The 22,725-nt window shown below is 37.7% G+C and carries 19 protein-coding genes and 2 riboswitches; of the genes, 13 read left to right on the top strand and 6 right to left on the bottom strand.

The window, feature by feature from the left end; genetic code table 11:
• Positions 1-16: 16 nt before the first annotated feature.
• On the top strand, positions 17-1,300 hold the full coding sequence (locus ACFQ3N_RS14615; RefSeq protein WP_390363276.1) for a GntP family permease: 1,284 nt from the start codon (positions 17-19) through the stop codon (positions 1,298-1,300).
• Here ACFQ3N_RS14615 and ACFQ3N_RS14610 read toward each other — a convergent pair.
• On the bottom strand, positions 1,295-1,417 hold the full coding sequence (locus ACFQ3N_RS14610) for a hypothetical protein (RefSeq protein ID WP_390363275.1): 123 nt from the start codon (positions 1,415-1,417) through the stop codon (positions 1,295-1,297). The two genes, ACFQ3N_RS14615 and ACFQ3N_RS14610, sit on opposite strands and share 6 nt — an antisense overlap.
• 408 nt (positions 1,418-1,825) lie before the next feature.
• Between ACFQ3N_RS14610 and ACFQ3N_RS14605 the strand changes: the two genes are divergently transcribed.
• The 3 genes from ACFQ3N_RS14605 to uvsE all read left to right on the top strand — a co-directional run bounded on the left by ACFQ3N_RS14605 (position 1,826) and on the right by uvsE (position 6,740).
• The gene (locus ACFQ3N_RS14605) at positions 1,826-2,761 is read left to right on the top strand and encodes a 3-hydroxyacyl-CoA dehydrogenase family protein (protein ID WP_390363274.1); all 936 of its coding nucleotides are present in this window, start codon (positions 1,826-1,828) and stop codon (positions 2,759-2,761) included.
• Between the two features lie 1,181 nt (positions 2,762-3,942).
• Positions 3,943-5,340, top strand: coding sequence for a Na+/H+ antiporter NhaC (nhaC, locus tag ACFQ3N_RS14600; protein WP_390363273.1), 1,398 nt, complete (start codon positions 3,943-3,945; stop codon positions 5,338-5,340).
• Between the two features lie 428 nt (positions 5,341-5,768).
• Complete coding sequence (gene uvsE / locus ACFQ3N_RS14595) at positions 5,769-6,740, top strand: UV DNA damage repair endonuclease UvsE (protein ID WP_390363272.1); 972 nt, start codon at positions 5,769-5,771, stop codon at positions 6,738-6,740.
• Positions 6,741-7,104: 364 nt separating this feature from the next.
• On the opposite strand, the gene ACFQ3N_RS14590 is transcribed toward uvsE, so the two are convergent.
• Positions 7,105-7,395: a hypothetical protein gene (locus tag ACFQ3N_RS14590; protein ID WP_390363271.1), complete on the bottom strand. Its 291-nt coding sequence runs from the start codon at positions 7,393-7,395 to the stop codon at positions 7,105-7,107.
• A 189-nt stretch (positions 7,396-7,584) separates the two neighbouring features.
• On the opposite strand from ACFQ3N_RS14590, the gene ACFQ3N_RS14585 reads away from it, so the two are divergent.
• The 4 genes from ACFQ3N_RS14585 (at position 7,585) to dacB (ending at position 11,808) form a co-directional block, all read left to right on the top strand.
• Positions 7,585-8,313, top strand: a complete 729-nt coding sequence (locus ACFQ3N_RS14585) for an endonuclease/exonuclease/phosphatase family protein (RefSeq protein WP_390363270.1) — start codon at positions 7,585-7,587, stop codon at positions 8,311-8,313.
• A 66-nt stretch (positions 8,314-8,379) separates the two neighbouring features.
• Complete coding sequence (locus ACFQ3N_RS14580; RefSeq protein WP_390363269.1) at positions 8,380-9,849, top strand: alkaline phosphatase family protein; 1,470 nt, start codon at positions 8,380-8,382, stop codon at positions 9,847-9,849.
• 89 nt (positions 9,850-9,938) lie between these two features.
• A complete protein-coding gene (locus ACFQ3N_RS14575) occupies positions 9,939-10,145 on the top strand; it encodes a DUF1657 domain-containing protein (protein WP_390363268.1) in 207 nt (68 codons plus the stop codon).
• 130 nt (positions 10,146-10,275) lie between these two features.
• Positions 10,276-11,808: a D-alanyl-D-alanine carboxypeptidase/D-alanyl-D-alanine endopeptidase gene (gene dacB / locus ACFQ3N_RS14570; protein WP_390363267.1), complete on the top strand. Its 1,533-nt coding sequence runs from the start codon at positions 10,276-10,278 to the stop codon at positions 11,806-11,808.
• Between the two features lie 367 nt (positions 11,809-12,175).
• Here the strand turns inward: dacB and ACFQ3N_RS14565 are convergent, their stop codons facing one another.
• The 3 genes from ACFQ3N_RS14565 to ACFQ3N_RS14555 form a co-directional block, all read right to left on the bottom strand.
• Complete coding sequence (locus ACFQ3N_RS14565; protein ID WP_390363266.1) at positions 12,176-12,466, bottom strand: hypothetical protein; 291 nt, start codon at positions 12,464-12,466, stop codon at positions 12,176-12,178.
• A gap of 131 nt (positions 12,467-12,597) precedes the next feature.
• Positions 12,598-13,776 (bottom strand): MFS transporter, encoded by a 1,179-nt coding sequence (locus tag ACFQ3N_RS14560; protein ID WP_390363265.1) that lies wholly within the window; start codon positions 13,774-13,776, stop codon positions 12,598-12,600.
• Positions 13,773-14,201, bottom strand: a complete 429-nt coding sequence (locus ACFQ3N_RS14555) for a MarR family winged helix-turn-helix transcriptional regulator (protein WP_390363264.1) — start codon at positions 14,199-14,201, stop codon at positions 13,773-13,775. The genes ACFQ3N_RS14560 and ACFQ3N_RS14555 overlap by 4 nt, the downstream gene beginning before the upstream one ends.
• 169 nt (positions 14,202-14,370) lie before the next feature.
• Positions 14,371-14,481, top strand: a riboswitch (SAM riboswitch).
• Positions 14,482-14,564: 83 nt separating this feature from the next.
• Between ACFQ3N_RS14555 and ACFQ3N_RS14550 the strand changes: the two genes are divergently transcribed.
• Complete coding sequence (locus tag ACFQ3N_RS14550; RefSeq protein WP_390363294.1) at positions 14,565-15,617, top strand: LLM class flavin-dependent oxidoreductase; 1,053 nt, start codon at positions 14,565-14,567, stop codon at positions 15,615-15,617.
• Positions 15,618-15,636: 19 nt separating this feature from the next.
• Positions 15,637-16,590 (top strand): ATP-grasp domain-containing protein, encoded by a 954-nt coding sequence (locus tag ACFQ3N_RS14545; protein ID WP_390363263.1) that lies wholly within the window; start codon positions 15,637-15,639, stop codon positions 16,588-16,590.
• 95 nt (positions 16,591-16,685) lie between these two features.
• Here the strand turns inward: ACFQ3N_RS14545 and ACFQ3N_RS14540 are convergent, their stop codons facing one another.
• Complete coding sequence (locus tag ACFQ3N_RS14540) at positions 16,686-17,837, bottom strand: 5-methyltetrahydropteroyltriglutamate--homocysteine S-methyltransferase (protein ID WP_390363262.1); 1,152 nt, start codon at positions 17,835-17,837, stop codon at positions 16,686-16,688.
• 79 nt (positions 17,838-17,916) lie between these two features.
• A riboswitch (SAM riboswitch) is annotated at positions 17,917-18,024 on the bottom strand.
• 520 nt (positions 18,025-18,544) lie between these two features.
• Here ACFQ3N_RS14540 and ACFQ3N_RS14535 point away from each other — a divergent pair.
• From ACFQ3N_RS14535 to ACFQ3N_RS14525, 3 genes are all read left to right on the top strand, one after another.
• Positions 18,545-19,753 (top strand): S8 family peptidase, encoded by a 1,209-nt coding sequence (locus tag ACFQ3N_RS14535; RefSeq protein WP_390363261.1) that lies wholly within the window; start codon positions 18,545-18,547, stop codon positions 19,751-19,753.
• A gap of 319 nt (positions 19,754-20,072) precedes the next feature.
• Positions 20,073-20,933 (top strand): manganese catalase family protein, encoded by an 861-nt coding sequence (locus ACFQ3N_RS14530; protein ID WP_390363260.1) that lies wholly within the window; start codon positions 20,073-20,075, stop codon positions 20,931-20,933.
• 124 nt (positions 20,934-21,057) lie between these two features.
• Positions 21,058-22,242, top strand: coding sequence for a cation:proton antiporter (locus ACFQ3N_RS14525; protein ID WP_390363259.1), 1,185 nt, complete (start codon positions 21,058-21,060; stop codon positions 22,240-22,242).
• Positions 22,243-22,725: the final 483 nt, after the last annotated feature.

Below are 22,725 nucleotides of genomic sequence, written 5' to 3'. Positions count from 1 at the left end.
TAGGAGGGGTTTTTACATGTTTGGAATTATACTAGGGCTCATCGTTTTAATGGCACTAGCCTACTTAGGCTGGTCCATTATCTGGGTAGCACCAATCGCAGCTGGGGTTGTAGCACTTACAGGGGGACTGGATTTATTAGATGCCTATAAAGATACGTATATGGGTGGTTTTGTGTCATTTGCGAAAGATTGGTTCCCAGTCTTTATGCTTGGTGCAGTATTCGGTAAATTAATGGAAGATACAGGAATGGCGAGATCTGTGGCTGTTGCATTAACGAAAATAATTGGTACGAACCGAGCTATTTTGGGCGTGTTAGTATCAGCAGCAGTATTAACATACGGTGGAGTAAGTTTATTTGTTGTTGTATTTGCAGTGTATCCGCTTGCTTTATCATTGTTTCGTGAAGCTAATATAAGTAGAAGGTTAATTCCAGCTACTGTGGCACTTGGTGCATTTACGTTTACCATGACAGCGTTACCAGGAACTCCACAGATTCAGAATCTGATCCCAATGGATTATTTTGGTACGTCTGCTACTGCAGCACCTATTATGGGGATTGTTGCTGCAATAATCATGGCAGGTGGTGGTTATTTCTATCTTCGTTGGCGCGAGAAAAAGCTTACGAACAATGGGGAAGTTTTTACAGAACCTAAGGATAAGAATGTAGTTGAGCAAGATGGAAGTACACCATCGTTTATCTTATCTTTGCTACCTCTTTTGGCAGTACTTATTACATTGAATATATTTGGATGGGACATTGTTTTAGCACTTATTTCGGGAATAGTCTTAATCATGCTTCTCAACCTGTCAAAATTCAAAGGATTTGTAGGGGCAATTAATAAGGGTGCAGTTGGGTCAGTAACTGCTATTGTTAATACAAGTGCAGCAGTTGGTTTTGGTACAGTTGTAAAAGTTGTACCTGGATTCGAACGGTTGACTGAATTGTTAATGGGCGTTAAAGGTAACCCGTTAATATCTGAAGCTGTTGCTGTAAATGTTTTAGCTGGTGCGACTGGTTCAGCATCAGGGGGTATGGGTATAGCTCTAGAAGCTTTAGGATCAAAATACTATGAAATTGCCATGGACACTGGAGTTAGCACAGAAGCATTCCACCGTGTTGCTTCCTTATCTTCTGGGGGGTTGGACGCGCTTCCACATAATGGTGCTGTGTTGACGTTACTAACGATAACAGGTATGTCTCATAAAGATAGCTATAAAGACATCTTTGTTGTTGCTATATTAATACCAATTATTTCAGTAGTTGTGGCTATCATACTCGCATCTATCGGTATTTTATAAGTAGGCTGTTTTTGCACGCATGGTTGCTTTTTTATCTTCATAGTTGATATATAATGCGACATAACTTGATATGATGGTTGCTTTTCGCTGCGGGCAGTCGACTCCTCGAAAATGCATACGCATTTTCTTCGTGCGATGTGCCGCTTTCGTAGCCTTCCTTGTCCTAAGGGAAAAAACACGTGTCTCAAACCTCTCGCCTGAGGGTCTTTGGGAGCTGTTCTTCCCTAAGGATTGTCACACTTTTCGCAGCTTAGAATACTTTCTGTATATGAGGTCATGTATCCTTACAATGATTAGAAAGACATTACTAGCGAAGTGTTCTGCCGAAGCGGTTATATAGCACTCAAAGTTAGAGGAAGCAAATCCACGAATAAGTTACTCGCATTATATATCTATTCTCTCAAAAGCAACAAACTTTACGAAAACAGCCTATAAGTATAAATAATAAATATAATTTTAAAAGAGATGCCTGTTACTTGTTGATCTATTGATGAGTAATAGGCCTCTTAACTAAGGAGGATCATAATGATTCAAAACATTACTGTACTTGGTTCAGGTGTCATGGGGCATGGAATTGCTCAAAATTATGCTTTTGCGGGATATATGGTACATATGTATGACCTAAAGGAAGCGTATCTTACAAAAGCTTTAACTTTAATAGATGCGAACTTATCGCTCCTTATTAGAGAGAACATCATTACCCAGGAAGAGAAAGATTCTACACTGGAACGCATTACGGTTACAACTGATTTGGTGACTGCTACTAAAAATGCCGATTTCATTACTGAAGCTGTACCAGAAGTATTGGATATAAAACACACGCTATTTAAAAAGCTGGAAGAAGTTACTGGTAAAGATACAATAATAGCATCTAACACATCGACTTTTTCTGTTGCACAGTTAGCGGAGAAAATGGAGAATCCAAACCGATTAATTATCACACATTTTTTTAATCCAGCTCAGATTGTCCCACTCGTTGAAATTGTGAAACATGATAAAACTTCTGATAGTGTCGTTGATACGGCGATGAATTTGATGAAAGCAATTGGAAAGTCACCTGTTGTATTAAATAAAGATGTACCCGGTTTTATTGCCAATCGGCTGCAAGCGGCTCTTGTTAGGGAAGCGTTTTATTTATTGGACGAAGGGGTTGCTGATGCCGAAAGTATCGATTTAGCATTAACGGATGGACCAGGATTCCGTTGGGCGTTTTCAGGACCATTTAAGACTGCAGACTATGGTGGACATGATATTTGGAAAAGTGTAGTAGAAAATTTAGCACCTGAATTATCAAAAGCAGAAATAGTACCAAAATTCATTAAAGAGAAAGTGGAGAATGGTAAACTTGGTACAAAATCCGGTGAAGGCATATACACGTATTCCAACAGTGTAGTTGAAGAAAAAGTTACACAGAGAGATGAAAATTTGATTCGCCTAAAACAGATTAAATCAAGAAAGTGAAGTTAACCACTTTGTCACCGCTCATAACATATGGGCGGTATTATTGTTTCTTAACTTTTTCAATATACTATCAAAATCTAGAAGCGCCCGTTAAGCGACGTATGGGCTGCGCCCGCGCATCGCGGGTGGGTCGACGTTGCCGCCGAAAGCGGCGATATTAGTCGATCTTCCTCAAATACCTTGAAATATAGAAACACGAAGAGCGTAAAAAGGTCCTTGATAGTAATTTAGAAGTAATATCTCAAAGATAGGGCGAAACGTGATTTCGATGAAAGGTATTTTATTAAACTAGAATGGAGAGTTATCGATAACGTATTCAAAGAGTCAGCCACAAACTTTATAGTTTCAGTAGATTGCGTTTATAAGAAAGATAAGGAAATTATCTTAGAGCAAGTGTTTAAGGACATAGGAAGAATGGAATTATTAAATGAGTTGATTGATGATCAATATTATAAAATTTTATCAAACTAGGCGAGAAGACTCCTTCCTCAAAACACGTCAGTGTTTAGGTGGGGGAGGATGTCAATAGAGTCTGGCTAGCAGGTTGTTCAAAATTATAATAGCTCATAATTATCTGTTTATTCCCTACTATGTAGTAGACTCTTTTGGGTTAGAACATACAAATAGTAGAAGTCCCGAGGAATCATATAGTAAAGAATGCAGGCTTAGAATTGGATGGGACTTTGAGTAATTAAGTTATCCGACTAAGTGGTGGAGTGGTTATTATGAAGATGAAAGGAAGTGTGAAATAGGCGATCCCCCCCCATCTTAAAGGAATGAGAAGGGCGTCAGCCCAATGAGTAAACGGGGAAATGGAAACAAAACTTACTAGGATAACAGAACTAGCTAAGAACAACCCAGATATGAAGAATAAATGAGGAGCGTGTTTTGATCCATTTATCAAAACACGCTCTTTCTATTTGCTCGTTATTGGTACCAATTTAACTAAACATTACCTTTGGATTTGTGTCGGGATACTGTCCTCGTTTAGCCATAGTTAGTTCCATTATTTTACATTAATCTTATATCCCATCTTTGTTAACACTAACAAGGATGAGAAATATACAGTACCTTACCATCAGGGGGATTCTCAGAAATAGTCAATTAATGTTCAACAAGGTGCCCCCATGTCGACGATCTGAGATTTACTTTTTCACTTGTAAGGGGAAAGGAGTGATTTTTTGCAAGCCGACAATATTAAAAGACCATCGTTCCTATATGCATTATCCATGTTAATTTCAGCTGTTATTATTGTTGCGACGGGGATCCTTGCATATGATGCACCTATTCAAATCTTGATGTTTGTAAGTATGGTTGTATTGATCCCATTTATGAAGGGTTTAGGGTACACATATAAACAAGTGAAAAAAGCAATGATATCATCCATGAGTAAAGCGTTGCATCCCGGTATTATTCTTCTGTCCGTCGGTATATTAATCGGTGCATGGATAGCTTCTGGTACCGTACCTACTTTAATTTATTATGGTATTGGGGCTATTTCTCCTCAATTCTTTTTAGTAACAACCTTAGTATTTTGTTCGCTTGTATCAATGGCTATAGGAAGTTCCTGGGGGACTCTTGGTACTGCGGGGATAGCCATGATGGCGATTGGTACGAGTTTAGGTGTCCCAATGGGAATAACGGCCGGTGCAATTATCAGTGGGGCCTATTTTGGGGATAAAATGTCGCCTCTTTCAGATACGACGAATTTGGCACCGACTGTTACAGGTGGAAACTTATTTACGCATATTAAACATATGCTATGGACGACTGTACCTGCGTATCTTATTTCTGCAGTAATCTTTACCTTTATTGGACTCGAATATTCAGGGATTGCAGATGCAGAGAGTGTAAGTGTACTGACCGCTTATTTAAGCGAGTCATTCAATTTAGGGTTGGTACCTTTAATTCCCATTGCGGTGTTAATGACCTTGTTAATAAGGAAGAACCCACCTATACCATCGATCTTCATTGCTTCAGTAGTAGGTGCTCTTATTGCTATCTTCTATCAGGATCTCGGAATCGCAAATACGTTAAGTGTTTTATACAGTGGGTATGAGGTTGAATCCGGAATTGATATTGTCGATAGTTTACTGCAACGTGGTGGTTTAACAAGTATGCTTGAACTTATTGCTCTGTTCTTATTTGCACTAGGGCTGGGTGGCATGCTTGCTGAAACCGGAGTATTAGAGGCACTGATTGCTTCGTTTGCTGATAAAATCCAACACACTGGCACTTTAGTTTTTGTAACCATCATTGTAAGTTATTCGACCCTTGCTATCGGTGGATCCATTTACTTTTCATCCGTTATGAGTGGGACCTTGATGAATCCGATTTTCGAGAGATTGAACCTGAGACCCGAAAATCTTTCAAGGGTAATAGAAGACTCGAGTACACAGGGCGGTGCCTTGATTCCTTGGACTGGCAGTGGTATTTTTACAGCAACTACACTTGGTGTTTCAACCGGAACGTATTTTCCGTTCTGTTTCTTAGCTCTCCTAACGCCGTTAGTTTCACTGTTCTACGGAGTGACTGGTTTAACAATGACTAAGTATGAAGAACCAGCCAATAAAAACTAGCGAAGTGATAGGTTTCATTGGCTGGGATGACTGTTGTTCTTTTTTGTGAAGAGGCTTTACTAGGAATCAAGATTTACTATAAAATAAACATACCCGATCCATTAAAGGAAACAGCAAACATAAGTTGTAAAATAAAGACAAAATCCTCAAGCTTATTGCTCAAAATTGGTCACTAAAAAAATATAAAAGCGTATTTTTTTGCTCCTATTTTTTCCAAATATGCTAAATTAATGAAGCTCAGAAACTAATTTTGAAAAGCTGGAAATTCCGTTATACCTCGACAGGTCGAAATATGTGAAGCTTGATCGTAGTATAAGTTATGCATACTTATAGACTAGATAAATAGAAGACAAATCTGAATAGTTCATAATGGAAATAATATAAAAGGGAACACTTCTATAAAGTAAAATTTTAGGGAGTGTTCCTTTTTGACTTTAGTTCGTCTCGGTTATGTAGCAATGAGTGTTCATTTACAAAATGCTTCTCCGTCGAAAACGATGACATACGCCACGTTTTCCAAGATGGAGGATAAAGAAGCAGCAAAACGAAGGCTTGAACAAATTGCGGAAACGAATTTAACGAATTGCTTGAGATTGTTAAAACATAACGTTGCCCATGATATTTCCTTTTTTCGTTTATCATCCAAACTCGTTCCATTGGCTACACACCCTGAACTTAAAGGGTGGAATTATTTGTTGCCTTTACAGGAATCACTGCAGCGTCTTAGGGCTTTTTTAGAACAACATCCTGCATTGAGAGTTGATTTTCATCCTGACCATTTTGTATTACTTAACTCACCTGGTACAAAAGTATTAAACAATTCCATAAAAACGTTAAGATTTCATCATAGATTACTAAAAGGGATGGGAATTATTCCAGAACATAGATGTGTACTGCATGTTGGTGGAGGATACGGAGATAAAGAAAAGGCACTAGAACAATTCATACATAATTGGTCTTTTGTTCCCCAGGATTTGCAGGAAATGATCATTCTTGAAAATGATGATAAAACATTTACACTTTCCGAAACATTATATCTTTGTGAAAAGTTAGCAATTCCGATGGTATTTGATTATCATCACTACCTAGCACACCATACAGAATCGGAAAACTGGCATGATCAATGGGAGCGGATACTCGGTACATGGAAATACTCCAAATTACCTGTGAAGATGCACATATCAAGCCCTCGTTCCGAAGAAAAATACCGTGCTCATGCTGATTATGTGGATAGCAGGATGTTTATGGATTTTTTGCAAAAAATGAAAGGAAGCATTCCCCAAATTGACTGTATGATTGAAGCCAAACAAAAAGATGATGCACTATTTACTTTAATGAAGGATTTACATGCATTTCCTGAGGTTGAAATAGTGGATGAGGGGAGCTTTATGATGAAGTGAAAACATGAAGTAAAAAAAAGGATGGTTCTCCATTAGGAAAACCATCCTTTTTGTCTGTTAAGGAAATTATAAAAATTGGAGCCTGTGGATTTTTTTTTGACTTTGGAATCCGCGTCCAGCTCCAGCGCACGTACTGCTAGTGGGCTTCCTGATCCTCCTTACGATAAGTCATAAGGAAGGCCGACTAAAAGCGGGCTCCCGGCCCAACGTCGGTATCCCCCTATGAAGGGCAAGTTTCCATTTTTCAAGGTATTTAAGGAGATCGACTAAAACCACCGCTTTCGGCGGAAACGAGACCCACCCGCGATGTGCGGGCGCAGTCCATACGTCGCTTAACGGGCGCTTCGATCTTTTGTTCTCTACGTTACATTTGAGTGTTTTGATTTTGATTGTTATTATCCATTTGTTGCTGAGGAGCTTGGTTATTTGCAACTCCTTGTAAGGTGTTTGTTTGTTGTTGATCATTTTGATTATTGGCCATATTTTGTAGCGGTTTCGTCATTTGTTGTACTTGTGGATTGTTCATTGCATTGGAAATGGTTTGAGGCAAACGCTGAAATGTTCCGTTTTGCATCCCTCTTCTAATTCCATAAATAGCCGCAGTTGTTGCCCCAATAGCAAGTAACGACGTCATCATACCACCTTGTCTAGTCATAACGATTCATCATCCTTTTTTACATAGTAAAAGCATTGTTAGTTTTTATAGATCGTGCAGAAATATACTAATAAAGTTAAAATCATTGTCATTTTGACGAGGATAAGGCGCAATGTGTTTTTCTTTATACGTATTTATATTGCTGTTGTCGGTTAACTTAAGGTTAAGTATTCGTAAAGGAGGTGCTTCGTGGATTTAAAAGTTATGACCTATAATATTCACCATGGCAAAGGAACCGATCAGCGAATTGATCTTAATCGAATTGCCGAAGTCATTAAGAAAAGTGATGCAGCTATTGTTGGCCTGACGGAAGTTGACAAACATTTTTCTGAACGTAGTGATTATGAAGATCAAATTAACTTACTCAGTAACTACCTGGATATGGATTATGCTTTTGCTCCATCACTCACTATAAAACATAAGGATTCATCTACAGATGGTCATTATGGAAATGCTCTCTTGTCTCGATACCCGATTTCCACTAGTAAAATATATCCATTTGATTTTTCGTCTGGGTTTATCGAAGGTAGGTCAATTCTTGATGCAACCGTTCAAGTAAATAAAGAGCTTGTCCAAATCCATGTAACACATCTAAGTTTAGTACCCTTTTTTCAACGAATGCCAATAAATTTTATGATAAAACAACTTGATAATTATGCACATCCCATCATTATTATGGGTGATTTCAATATGTTCCCAGGATCGAATCAGTGGAAGAAAATAACCAGTGAGTTTCACGATGTCTGGCACGTTAAAGGTAATGGGAAAGGTAACACTTATCCGTCAAATGGTCCAAAGAGAAGATTGGACTACATATTTGCCAGTCCTCATTTTGAGGTTATGGAAACGGAAGTTGAATCACATATTCCAATCGCTTCTGATCACTTACCCGTAAAATCACTTCTCCGTTTTAAATGAATTTAACATTTTTTAATAGGGAAACCATACTAATAGAACGAAATAGTAAGAGAAAGGACATGAAAGATGCCATCCTCACAAAATAAAAAAGTTATCATGCTTATTATTGATACATTGATGGATACTCCTATACAAGCAGCACAAAAGCGTGGGGAAATTCCTGCCTTACAATTTCTTATAGAAAATGGCCGTTATTTTCCAGATCTCGTTTGTCCATTTCCTACGATGTCAGTAAACGTGGATAGTACATTATTAACAGGTGTATATTGTGATAAACATAAAGTTCCAGGACTCGTTTGGTACCATGCAAAGGAAAAACGAATTGTTAATTACGGTAGTCATGTCAGAGAACTATTGAAGTTGGGTTTAAAACAATCCATGATAGATATTTTTTATAATTATAATCATACTCATTTGAGTAAAGAATATAAAACCATCCACGAAGAGTTAAAAGAAAAGGGTTTAGAGACAGCATCCATTAACGCTCTGTTATATAGGGGGAGTCAACCAAGCCAGTTGAAAATACCGTTTTTGCTATCATTCATTACTGGTCTTGATAGACAATTAGATACTTATAAGCCTGATTTATTTTCGTATGGAGTAATGCATACTTTAAATCCAATAAAAAAGAAAGGTCAATTCTGGAAAAAATATGGATTTAATGATTCGTTTACAGGTAATGAACTTAAATATCTTATCAGCGAAAACAAACTCCCTGCTTTTACTGTTGCTTATTTTCCGGATTATGATCGACGCGTCCATAAACATGGTCGTTCAGATATTACTGGGCTAAAAAAAGTGGATGAGCAATTACAGGATATCCTTAACCTGTTTCCTTCATGGGATCAAGCGCTGGATGATTATACGCTAGTTATTCTTGGTGATAATGGACAGGCATCGATTAATAAGGATTGGAAGAAAGCGATTATTGATTTAAGAAAGCTTTTGAAGTCATACAAGATTGTAAAATTACGCCAAGGAGTTATGCCAGAGGACGATATCGTTTTAGGTGTGAATGAGAGGATGTCTTATATTTATACACTCAACCCCAAGAAGGCTCCCTTGGATGACATCGCTAAACTAATGCAAAAGGATTACCGAATTGATGTTATTGCACTAAAAAAAGAAAATACGATAACCGTAACTTCAGGTAATCATAATGGACAATTTCGTTTCCGTCCTAAAGGTGACTATATAGATGAGTACGGACAGTCATGGTTTATAGAAGGAGATAAAGATATTTTAGATATAAAAATGATCGATCAAACGATTCACTATAGAGAATATCCAGATGCCTTAAGAAGATTAGATGCTGCGTTCTTATCACATGCAGGGGAGTATATGATCGTAAGTGCCAAACCCGGTTATGAGTTTATTGGTGAGGGATCTCCTACACACATTGGTGGTGCCAGTCATGGCGGATTACATAAACATGACTCACTTATCTCTTTGATTATTTGCGGGTCAGAATCATTTCCTGAATATATACGTACGGTAGACATAAAAGATTGGATCATGTCGATCGTTCCAAACTAAGAATGTGATGGAAAACAATGAATGCATAAAACGGTTTGTTTAATACCATTCTATAAATGTACGTCTATTTTAAGCTAGGAGGAGAACATATGACAGTTGAAACACAGGTGAAACAAACGTTAGCTGGATTGAAAAGTGCACAGGCTAGTTTAGAAACCTTCGCACTTGGAACTGAAAATAAACAGGCGAAACAACTATACCAAAATGCTGCTCAACAAACACAGATGGTCGTCGACAATTTGACGCCACGCCTTCACGAAATAGAGCAAGAGGAGCCACAATATAAACAACAATAAGAATCAAGTCAAAAAAGGTTGGTTTGTGCCAGCCTTTTTTTCGTTATTACAGGTTTGTACTTCTTCTGTGTGGAAATATCTCTAGGAAGGATATAAAATAGTAAATAATGCTGAAATGGGTTGATAAGTGATGAAAAAGCAATTTTACGTATATGGTACATTAATTATAACGATGCTTATCATCGTGGTAGTTTTATTTCCCACTAGCAAAAATAATAAAACGGTAAACGATGTAGAGGAGGCGCATAAATTGAATCAGGAAAGTAAAGCAGTGATTAACATAGAGGAAAATAACACTGTTATGAAACAACAACTAGATGATTACATAAATAATGATTCAAAACTGGAAGATGCATTAATCGGAATTAGTGTACGTTCGGCCAAAACAGGTGAACAGTTGTACAACAATATGGGGAACATTCGGATGCGACCTGCTTCTAATATGAAGTTGTTGACTGCAACAGCAGCGCTTTCCACCTTAGGAGAAGATTACAAATTCACCACAGAAATTTTAAAAGATAGTTCTATAAATGGAAACAGTTTACAAGGTAATCTTTATTTAAAGGGAAAAGGTGATCCGACCTTATTACCATCTAACTTTGACAATTTTGCATTAGACCTCAGTGAAAAAGGGATTGAAAAGATTGAAGGCGATATTGTTGCTGACGACACGTGGTATGATGATGTTCGACTATCGCCTGACTTAATATGGAGTGATGAGCATTATTATTATGGTGCACAGGTTTCTGCACTAACTGCTTCACCTAGCCAAGACTATGATGCAGGAACAGTTATCGTTGAAGTAAGTCCGGGGGATACTGTTGGAGCAAGACCAAATGTAAGCTTATCACCAAATACCGATTATGTAACGATTGATAATAATGCGACTACTGTCGCAACGAATGTGGAAGATGAATTAACGGTTGAACGTGACCATGGGACAAACAATATTGTGATTAAAGGAGAAATCCCTGTAGGATCCGTTAATGTTAAGGAATGGATGGCAGTTTGGGAACCTACAACATATGCGTTAGACTTTTTCCAAAAATCTTTACAAGAACAAGGCATTTCATGGACTGGAAGTTTAAAAACAGGAGTTACACCCGAGGATGCAGAAGCTATTATAACCCATCAATCCATGCCTTTGTCTGAGTTACTTGTACCATTTATGAAATTGAGCAATAATGGTCATGCGGAAACGTTAATAAAGGAAATGGGCAAGATTGTTTATGGAGAAGGAAGCTGGGACAAAGGGATAGAAGTAACGGAAAACGTCCTTTCTGAATTAGGCATGAACATGGATACGATTATGATCAGAGATGGCTCAGGACTTTCTCATATTAATTTAATCCCACCAAATGAGATTTCGAACCTTTTATATTTGGTACAGAAAGAAGAATGGTTTTCTAGCTATCTTCATTCCTTACCTGATGCTGGAGAAGCAGATCGTATGGTAGGTGGAACGCTAAGGCATCGGATGAAAGAGACATCTGTAAGGGCTAAAACAGGAACCATATATGGTGTGAGCACGTTGTCAGGCTATGTAGAGACGAATAGTGGAGAGCCGTTAATTTTTTCTGTAATGGTTAACAATTTGATGGATGAAGATGATGGTCCGGAAATAGAGGATAGAATAGTAGAAATAATTGCTGAACAGAACTAAATTCTGTTTGGTCATTGTATTTAAAAGGGAGTCCAGGCGTGAACATAAGACATCCTATCTTTTTTGAGGACTCAGTGGACCTTATTTGTAACAGTTCCAGGAGTTATAGCTGTTTTTTCATGCAATAAGATCTCCTGAGTCCGCTTGACCTTAAAAATCACTGTTTTGGACACAAATAAGGGCAATGAGGTCCGCTTAAAATTCATTCGTCTATTATCTACCTCGTTTACATAAGAAACGACTGCTCTTCTCGTGCAATCACACCAACAAAAAATGACCATCAAATTAACATATAATTTGATGGTCATTTTTAATGTTTGTGATAGGTAACGGAACTAGTTACCCTTTTCATATGCCCTTATGTTTATTAGAAGTTTCTATTTTGCGGTGCTTGTTGCTGTTGAGCTTGTTGAACTTGTTGACGAGCTTGTTGTAACTGTTGCTGTGCTTGTTGAGCCTGTGGATCTTGTTGTGCATTTGGTCCAGCTTGACTTTGGGCAGTTTGCAAGCTTTGCTCAGCCTGTTGTAATTGTTGTTGAGCTTGTTGAAGTTGTTGCGGATCTGCACTAGCCTGAGCTTGCTGTACTGCTTGTTGAGCTTGTTGCGCCTGTTGAGCAGCCTGTTGTAACTGTTGTTGCGGGTTTTGTTGTTGAGCCATAATAAAAAACCTCCAATAATTATTTTGAGCATTTTATGCTCCGTAACTAGGTTATACATGTTTATCTTTATTATGTATGTATAGTGAAAAAGGCATGCCAAAGTTTTTACATTTGGCATGCACTATCAAAATTAAACGGTAATCTTTGTTCGGCGTTCATGGAAGTTAAATAAAACCATAACAATTAAAACGAAAACTGCACATATTACATATAACTTTTCAAAGCCAAGACTGGCAATAACAATTCCCCATACAAATGACCCAGCAGCAATGCCACTATCATATAGCATGAAAAACGTAGCAGTTGCATGTCCACTTCTGGAATGATCTGCAGCTTGAATTGCCATTGTTTGAAAACTTGGCAGTAATGTTCCATAGCCTAATCCAATCAGACCAGCTGATAGGAGTAACATTAATGACGAGTTGGTAAAGCTTAATACAACAAGACCAATCGCAAATATAAACAGACATGGCAGAATGACAAATTTAGGTCCCTTTGTATCAAAAGCTCTACCTAGTGAAGGTCTTGATATAATCATAACAACAGCAAAAGTTAAGAAGAAATAGCTGGCCGTTGTGGAGAGGTTAATGGACTCGGCATATACCGAAATAAATGAAATAATACTGGAATAGGTTAAAGCAATGATGCTGCTTATCAGTGCAATTGGTAATGCTTTAAGCTCAATTAAATCATGTAGCGACAATTTAAATGTAGTTGTCTTATCCTTGTTGGTCATCGGTATGTTTACAAGTACAGAACTTACAATTCCGCCAATCATAAGTACGCTTAAGACGATAAAGAGTGTTTGAAAGGATACAAATTGTAATAGTGTTAAACCAATGAATGGTCCAACTACAATTGCTAAGTTCATAGACATTGCAAAATATCCAAGACCCGCTCCACGTCGGGCTGGGGGTATAATATCTGCTGCAATTGCACCAGTTGCTGTCGTAATTACACCAAATGATAAACCGTGAAAGAAACGTAATCCTAACAATGGTATGAATTGGTCAATCCAGATATAAAGAAAGGTTGTAACTGTAAAGATGACAATACTTATAACAAGTCCTTTTTTCTTGCCAATTTGGTCAAGAAACTTAGCAGAGAGAGGTCGTACAATGATTGCTGCGAGTAACATAACTGTAACAACTAATCCGCCATCAGCTTCAGTTTGACCTAGATTATTAATCACATAAACTGGTAGGGTGGTTAATAATGTATAAAAAACTAGAAAAACCATGAACTGGGTCATGGAAATACTTATAAAACTTTTGGTCCAAATTGGTTGTTCTTCTTTCTTGTTGTTCATCCATACTTCTCTCCTTTTGAACCAAGCTTTTGCAGTAGTTCGTGTAACTGTATTTTTTCTTCGGTTGTAAAATCAACAAGCATTTCATTTTCAAATACGTCCATGGTTTGCTGTACTTGGCTAAATTTTTTCTTTGCGTCTACCGTTAATTCAATGACCCGTTCCCGTTTGTCATCTCCCAATTTGCGTACAATCCATCCGCTCTTTTGCATGCGTGACAGCGTACGAGTGACCGTTGGTGCTTCAACATTCAAGTATTTCCAAATGGCAGTTTGAGTCATTGGCCCAAATCGTTCTAAACAATAAATAATAGACCATTGTGACGTATACAGTCCATGATCAGAAAGACGATTATTCATGACCTTAGTGAAAAAACGAACACGCTGATTTAACAAATGAAAAATATCTCGATTATTTATATCCATCTTTTTTCTCCTTTATTATTTACCTAAGTAAATAAAATTGCTTTTACTATCATACCTATTTATGGCAGTCATGTAAACATCAAGAGAATCCCCAATAGTTGCAATTTATTGACAACTTTAGTAATTTACTTTATTATCACATTAACAAATTAAATAGTTTGTATTTTGTTTCTTATCGAGAGAGGTGGAGGGAAATGGCCCTTTGAAGCCTCGGCAACAGGTTTTTTCTGGAAAGAATACTGTGCCAATTCCACCGAGCGTTGTGCTTGAAAGATAGGAGGAGAAGAACTTTTGTATGGTTTGTAAACTCTTTTCTATCTAAGAAAAGAGTTTTTTAATGAGAAAAATAGGAGAGGTGTAATGATGAGATATGGATTTTGGTTACCGATTTTTGGTGGATGGCTTCGTAACGTTGAGGATGAAACGATGCCACCTACATTTGATTATGCAAAGAAAGTAATTCAATCTGCTGAAAAATGGGGATATGATACAACGTTAATTGCTGAATTATATTTAAATGATATAAAAGGAACAAAAGAAGATTCATTAGAAGCATGGTCAACTGCGGCAGCTCTAGCAGCTGTAACTGAAAAAATTGAAATCATGGCAGCAGTTCGCCCTGTATTTCACAATCCTGCTATTACAGCAAAAATGGCAGCGAATATTGACCACATAAGTAATGGTAGGTTCACGTTAAATGTTGTTTCTGGCTGGTGGGCTGAAGAGGCGAAGCAATATGGCGGGGATTTTACGGAGCATGATGAGCGCTACGATCGAACTATTGAATTTCTTGAGATTGTAAAAGGCTTATGGACCGAAGATACATTCTCGTATGAAGGGAAATTTTATAAAATCGAAAACACGGAACTTTCACCAAAGCCAGTACAACGTCCAAACCCTACTTTATATGCTGGAGGTGAAAGCGAAAAAGGTAAACAAGTAATTACTTCTCTTTGTGATGCTTACGTGATGCATGGAGGTACGGTTCAAGAAATTGAAACCAAAATCAATGATATAAAAGAGCGCAGAGATGCTACTGGCCAGAACCCATTACAATCATTTGGTTTGGCAGCATATGTTATTTGTCGGGATACTGAAAAAGAAGCATTAGAAGAGTTAGACCGAATTACGACAGTGAAAGATGCAAGTGGTTATTCAGGTTTTGATGATTTCACATCAAAGTCAGAGCTTGAGCAACAGATTAAACTACAAGACTACTCTGTATCAAATCGTGGCTTGCGACCAAATTTGGTTGGAACACCAGAGCAAATAGCCAAACAAATATTGGCATTTGAAGCAGTAGGGGTAGATCTACTATTGTTACAAAGTTCACCCCAGCTAGAGGAATTAGAGCGGTTTTCCAAACAGGTGATGCCACTGGTCGAAGAATTACGAGAAAGTGTAACAAACATTTAGTAAAGAGGGGTGGTTAAGTATGAGTAAAATATATATAATTCATGAAAATAATGAATGGACAGAGCATTTACTAAAAAGATTAGAAGAGTTAGAACTTCCATATGAAGATTGGCTATTAGATAGTGGTACAGTTGATTTAACAACTGTACCGCCAGAGGGTATATTCTATAATAGAATGAGTGCTTCATCCCATACTCGTGGAAACCGTTTTTCACCAGAACTGACAAGTGCTGTACTGTCCTGGTTAGAACAACATGGTAGAGTTGTCGTTAATGGAAGTTGTGCGCTTAGGCTTGAAGTAAGCAAGGTATTGCAATATTTGGAGCTCGAAAAATATGGTATTAAAACACCGAATACGATTGCTGCAGTTGGAAAAAACGAACTACTAAAAGCCGCAAAATCCTTTGAAGGGAAGAAATTTATTACCAAGCATAATCGTGCGGGTAAAGGGCTTGGCGTTCAACTTTTCCAATCAGTAGAAGCTTTAAAGCAGTATGTAGAGAGTGATGATTTTGAGGAGCCAGTAGATGGAATAACACTAATTCAAGAATACATTGAATCACCTGAATCGTATATTACTCGTTGTGAATTCGTAGGTGGTAAGTTCGTTTATGCTGTCCGTGTCGATACTTCAGAAGGTTTTGAACTATGTCCAGCAGATGCTTGTATTATAGATGATTTATATTGTCCTGCAGGTGAGGAGCCACAAGGTCAATCGAAGTTTCAGATAAGAGAAGGCTTTGATCATCCAGTTCTTGAAAAATACGAAAAGATGCTAGCCGCAAACGATATACAAGTTGCTGGAATCGAATTTATTCAAGATGAATATGGGGATATTTTTACCTATGATATAAATACCAATACGAACTATAATAGCGATGCAGAAGCAGAGAGTGGAAAGTTTGGAATGTTGGAAGTTGCAAACTATTTAGGTAAACAGCTTAGAAAAATGAAAGATAAAGCCCATCTATAATGGGAAAACAAAGGCAAGAGAGACGTTACAATCGTCTCTCTTATTTTTGGTGCAAAAAAGACATATCACTTGGATATGTCTTTCTATTAATATAATTATTTCCAAACGGATTCGGCTATCTCAACCACGTGACGGATTTTAGCCCATTGCTCGTCTTCGGTTAGAATATTTCCTTCTTCTGTGGAAGCAAATCCACATTGAGGACTCAAGCATAATTGCTCTAACGGAACATATTTAGCAGCTTCTTCAATCCGTGATTTTATCTGCTCAGGATCTTCCAACTCACCGAACTTTGATGTGATTAATCCGAGCACAATCTTTAAGTCAGGTCTATTTACATGATGTAGCGGTTCAAATCCTCCTGAGCGTTCATCATCAAACTCAAGGAAAAGCCCATCTACATTTAAGTCACCAAAGATAATTTTGGAAACTGCATCATAACTACCGCTTCCTGCATACGTAGATTTATAATTCCCTCTGCAAATATGCATCGTAATTGTCATATCCTCTGGCTTATCGACAATAGCTTCATTAATGGTTTTAGCAAACAGTTCACTGATTTCCTTAGGATCGTCACCTCTGGCTTTCAAAATCCCACCAGAAAGAACCAAATCACTTCTGGATTCCTGCTCAAGGAATAATGACCAAGTCGTATCATCTAATTGTAAGTAGCGACAACCTGCGTCGTATAGGGCCTTTATAGTTTTTTTATAAACTTCTGCTATATCACTGAATAACGCTTCCTTACTAGGATAAAATTCCTTTTCTTCTTCTCCAATTTCCCTGAAGTAAAGCATGCTTGGACTTGGAATCGTCATTTTAGCCGTATGTGATCCTGCGACACTGTGTAAATATTTATACTCCTCGACTACAGGGTGATTATCAAAATCAAGTTTTCCGACTACTTTAACCGAATGAGCTTTTGTTTTTTCTCCGTTAAATGTAAGACCAGTGTCTAATTCGATAAACTTAACCCCAACAAGTTCTTGAATGAAGTCCAGATGGAACCAGGCACGCCTTAACTCACCATCTGTGACGGACTGTAAACCTACTTCTTTTTGTTTTTTTACTAGTTTAGCAATTTCCTCATTTTCAATTTCCCAAAGGTCATTAGCGGTAATGTCCCCGTTTGCTTTACGTAAACGTGCCTGTTTAATCCGTTCAGGTCTTAAAAAACTACCTACATGGTCAGCTTGAAATGGAGCTTTTTGATCCGTTTTTGCATTCGATTGTTTGATTTGTGTCATTTGAATCCCTCTTTCTAATTTTTTTGATAAAAAAACGAACCTTCCTCAGAAAGAAGAAGGTTCGTAATAGACGACTTTCTTCTCATCTCCTAGGTGTAATGATCCACCTACTGGAATTAGCACCGGACCTAAATGGTTGGTTGCTGAGACATCTACGGGCCAGTCCCTCCGTCTCTCTGGATAAGAAATAAAATATTTAATTTTGTTAAAATAATTATTTTCTATTACTCTATATGAATTAGCTGAAAATTGCAAGAGGTAAATCGTAGAGTTGGGCAATTCAGGAGTTTAGAAAATTTGGGCAAGTAATAACCGTGTCTTTAGTAGGCATTATTACTTAAATTTTTATTTTCTCTATCTAAATAGGGACCATATTGTCGGAATTTTCATTTTCCGTCTTAAATATGTATGTATGTGATTTATCATTTTTCTTCCTTGATGCTTGTGATAGCCCTATTACTTACTTTATTAATTATGTATTTCATTATGGATGAAAGTGTAGTGCAAAAGTTTACAGTAATCACGGTAATTTTTGACACCTTTTCCCAATATGAATTAGCAGGATTCTACTCTTTTTAATAAGAATATATACATTATATTTTAGAAAACTTGGCTTATCGCCAAGCCTTTATGGCGAAAGGCTTAGTTGCACTTATGCAGATAGGAAAGTTTTATAATTTCCTATCTGCCAAAAAAGGAGGAATAGTATGATGAAAGCATTATGGAGTGGGTTGACTTTGGCATTTCTATTAGCAGTTTCCCCAATGATAGGAGAAGCAGCAATGGATAGAGGTGACGCCATGTCAGAGGGTGAAGTATTTGTTAGTGCTGTGGATGCAAAAGGTGCCCATGTTAAAGATGAGGTTGTTGTAAAGTTTAAGGAAGGTATAACGAAAAGGAAACAGGATAAAGCAATAAAAGGGTTAAATGCTAAAATTATGGCAGATGAAGATGTCGTTGAATCTCCTTTTAAAGTACTTAAAGTTGGGAATGTAGATGCGGTTGTTAAAGCATTAAATAAAAATCCTAACGTGAAGTACGCAGAACCAAATTATAAGCTGTATGCTACATGGTCACCAAATGACACTTATGCTAACACAGATTATCAATATGGACTGTTTACAACAAATACAGATGTTGCATGGGATATAGCTCGAGGCAGTAGTAGTCAAGAAATTGCAATTTTAGATACTGGCGTTGATTATAAACACGAAGATTTACGGAATAAGACAATTCAAGGGTATAATTTCGTTCAAAATAACACGAACCCAATGGATCGAAATGGTCACGGAACCCATGTTGCAGGGACTGCTGCAGCTGAGACGAATAATGGAATTGGGATCGCTGGCATGGCACCAGATACACAAATTTTGGCAGTTCGTGTTCTAGATGCAAGAGGCAGTGGCACATTGGACGATGTTGCAGACGGAATTATATATGCTGCGGATTATGGTGCTGAAGTTATTAATCTATCACTTGGTTGTGATTGTGATACCCAGACGTTAGAGGATGCGGTGAACTATGCTTGGAATAAAGGAACAGTAGTTGTGGCAGCAGCTGGAAATGATGGTGTCTCTACAACTTTTGAACCTGCATCCTATGAAAATACTATTGCCGTTGGTGCAGTAGATAGTAATAATCAATTAGCGAGTTTTTCTAATTACGGTGTATGGGTCGATGTTGTGGCACCAGGAGTTGATATCGCCTCAACTGTGCAACGAGATGGTTATGCATATATGTCTGGTACATCAATGGCTTCTCCACATGTTGCTGGTTTAGCTGGACTATTAGCAGGTCAAGGTAGAAATAATGCAGAGATTCGTGCTGCTATTGAACAAACTGCAGATCCATTAAATGGGGCTGGATATTATTATGAACATGGTTTTATTAATTCAAGTGACGCGGTTAATTACTAGATTTAATTAAAAGAATACGAAAGATATTGTCTCACGGGGTAGAGCCCTGTGAGACATTTTTTGGCAGATAAGAAAGTATAAAAACTTTCTTATTTGCATAAGTGCAACTAGGTCATTCGCCATAAAGGCTTGCACTCCAAAGCATAAGAAAGCAAAGTATGCTTACCAAGAATCCCTATAACGAATGCCAAGTTTTCTAATATGAAAAGCGAATAAATTAGAGTCATAGCCATTTCCTTCACCAATTACAATTGACATGCATAAATAAGTAAAAGCTAGGTCTTTACCTACTTGTTAATATAAAAAGGAAGTGAGTGTATTGTTTTATCATGTAAAAGAGTTACAGTATCGTTCGAAGCCTGAATGTCCAGATCCGGTTTATGCTAAAAAGTTACAGGAAATACTAGGTGGCCAATTTGGTGAAATTTCAGTTGCTATGCAGTACTTATTTCAAGGGTGGAATACCCGTGGAGATGGGAAATATAGAGATTTATTGATGGATACAGGTGCTGAAGAGTTGGCACATATAGAAATGTTAGCTACGATGATAGCGAGACTTTTGGATGGCGCTCCAGATGTTGAACTCGATGAAGCTGCCCAAAACCCAGTTGTAGCAGCAATATTAGGTGGATCTAATCCACAGCATTCCATTGTTTCCGGTTTAGGAGCAATGCCTTCAGACAGTGTTGGAAACCGTTGGACAGCTGACTATATTATTGCAAGTGGTAATTTGTTAGCTGACTTTCGTGCAAATTTAAATGCAGAATCACAAGGGAGGTTACAGGCAGTCCGATTATATGAGCAGACGGATGATCGTGGTGTGAAAGATATGCTTTCATGGCTAATAGCAAGGGATACCATGCACCAGAACCAGTGGTATGCAGCAATTTGCGAATTGGAAGCAAAAGAAAACATTGTTGTACCAAGCACTTTCCCAAGAGAATTAGAAAAGCAAGAAGTTGCTTATACACTTTTTAATTATTCATTAGGTAATCAAAGTGCGGAGGGACGCTGGGCACATGGACCAAGTATGGACGGGCTCGGCACGTTTAATTATGTAGAGGACCCGTTACCATATGGTAAAAAGCCAAAGCTAAATCCTGCACCACCATATATTCACGATACACCATTATTTGCATTACGAAAATCTGATGATTTACCAGATCCAGATATGAAATAGATTACTTTAGATAACCTTACCAAGTTCCTATTATGGTAAGGTTATTTAGTTTTGTTTAATAGTGGTAAAGTAGGGGATGAAATAGTATAAGCGGGATTATTTTTTAAAAAGGAGCATCCTACTATTGAATGCACATCAAATTATACTTTTATTATTAATTGGATACATGGTATTTTCAATCGATAAAAAGAAAAATTATTTTCCAGTACCCGTAGTGTTAGTATTATTGGGTTTAATCCTTGCACCCATTCCTTACTTTGCTGAGGTGACTATCACAAAAGGGCTCATTTTTAATGTTTTTTTACCTGCATTATTATTCATCTCAGCATATAGTTTTCCGTTAAAAGCTTTAAAGAAGAATAAGTGGATCATTACTTGTTTAGGTACTGTTGGCTTACTACTTACTGTATCATTATTAGGTATATTGATTTATTTCGTCAGTAATCTCTTTGTACAATTCACGTGGATTGGAGCGTTGCTAATAGCTGCAATTCTCACGCCGACGGATCCTGTTTCGGTTGTTTCCATATTAAAAGAAACCTCTAGCGATAAAAAGATTGCCGATGTTGTGGAGGGGGAGTCCCTGTTGAACGATGGGACAAGCATTGTTATTTTTACCGTTCTGTTGGGTATGTTTGTAAATGAAACAAGTTTTTCGTTTAGCACGTTAATTGGTGAATTTTTGATTGTTTCTCTGGGTGGTATATTCATTGGTATCAGCTTTGGCTGGCTAATGAGCAAAGCAGTTCATTATACACATGATCGGCAGTACCAAGTCATGCTTAGTGTAATCGTTGCCTATGGAAGTTTTTACATAGGTGAAATTATTGGGGTTTCTGGTGTTCTGGCTACTGTTTCTGCTGGTTTGATGCTTTCGTGGGAGTTTGGAAAAAATAGTAAGGAAGACCATTTTCGTAATTCATTAGATGGATTTTGGAGCATTGTGGAGCCATCATTTTTATCGTTGCTATTTCTGTTGATTGGAATTCAAGCAGGGGATTACCTGATTTTTCCTGAATGGTACCTTGCAATTATCATTTTTATCTTATCAATAATCGTTCGCTTTGTAATTCTAATCAGTCTTACACAAACAATACCAGCATGGAAACATCAATTCAGCATGAAAGATACTTCGTTGATAACTTGGTCTGGTATAAAAGGTACCATGTCAATAGCATTGTTAATGGGGTTGGAAGTAGCATCTGATAAGAATGACATTCTTATTTCGTTGACATTTGCAGCAGTGTTATTGTCGCTTGTTATTCAAAGTGCAGGGATATATCCCTTAACCAGGCGATTAAAAGGGTGAATGTTAAGTTGGATGCCCCTTTTAGATGTTTCAATTCGATTGTATTACAAACAGATAAATAATAAGCTTGTCCTCTTACAGGTACAATCGAATGAATGGTTTGAAAAGGGGCATTAACATTAAAAAGTGATCATAGTAAGGTTACTATTGTTCGCTATTTAGGCTGGTTTCGTAAAGTTGTTGCTTTTGTGACAATAGGTATAAACTGCGACGTAACTTTAGGCTTATTTCTAAGAACGCGTGCTATTGCCGCCGTCTGGGATCGCTACGGGCGGATGCTTTCCGCGGGCACGGCTTCAGCCTCCGAAGCGGAAAACCACCGCTTCGGTGTCTTCAGACACGTGCTGTTCCCGCAGGAGTCACCGCCCTCCGCTCACCTTGACTGGTAAGGGGTTCTATTAATACTAATACAGTCCCACGACAGTAACAGAAATAACAGCGGAGGAAATACACGTAGACTCCTTGAAAATGTAAAGACCACAT

This window comes from Virgibacillus byunsanensis, from assembly GCF_042675965.1.
Taxonomy (GTDB): domain Bacteria; phylum Bacillota; class Bacilli; order Bacillales; family Amphibacillaceae; genus Virgibacillus_R; species Virgibacillus_R byunsanensis.
This window is presented reverse-complemented; position numbering and strand designations above follow the sequence as displayed.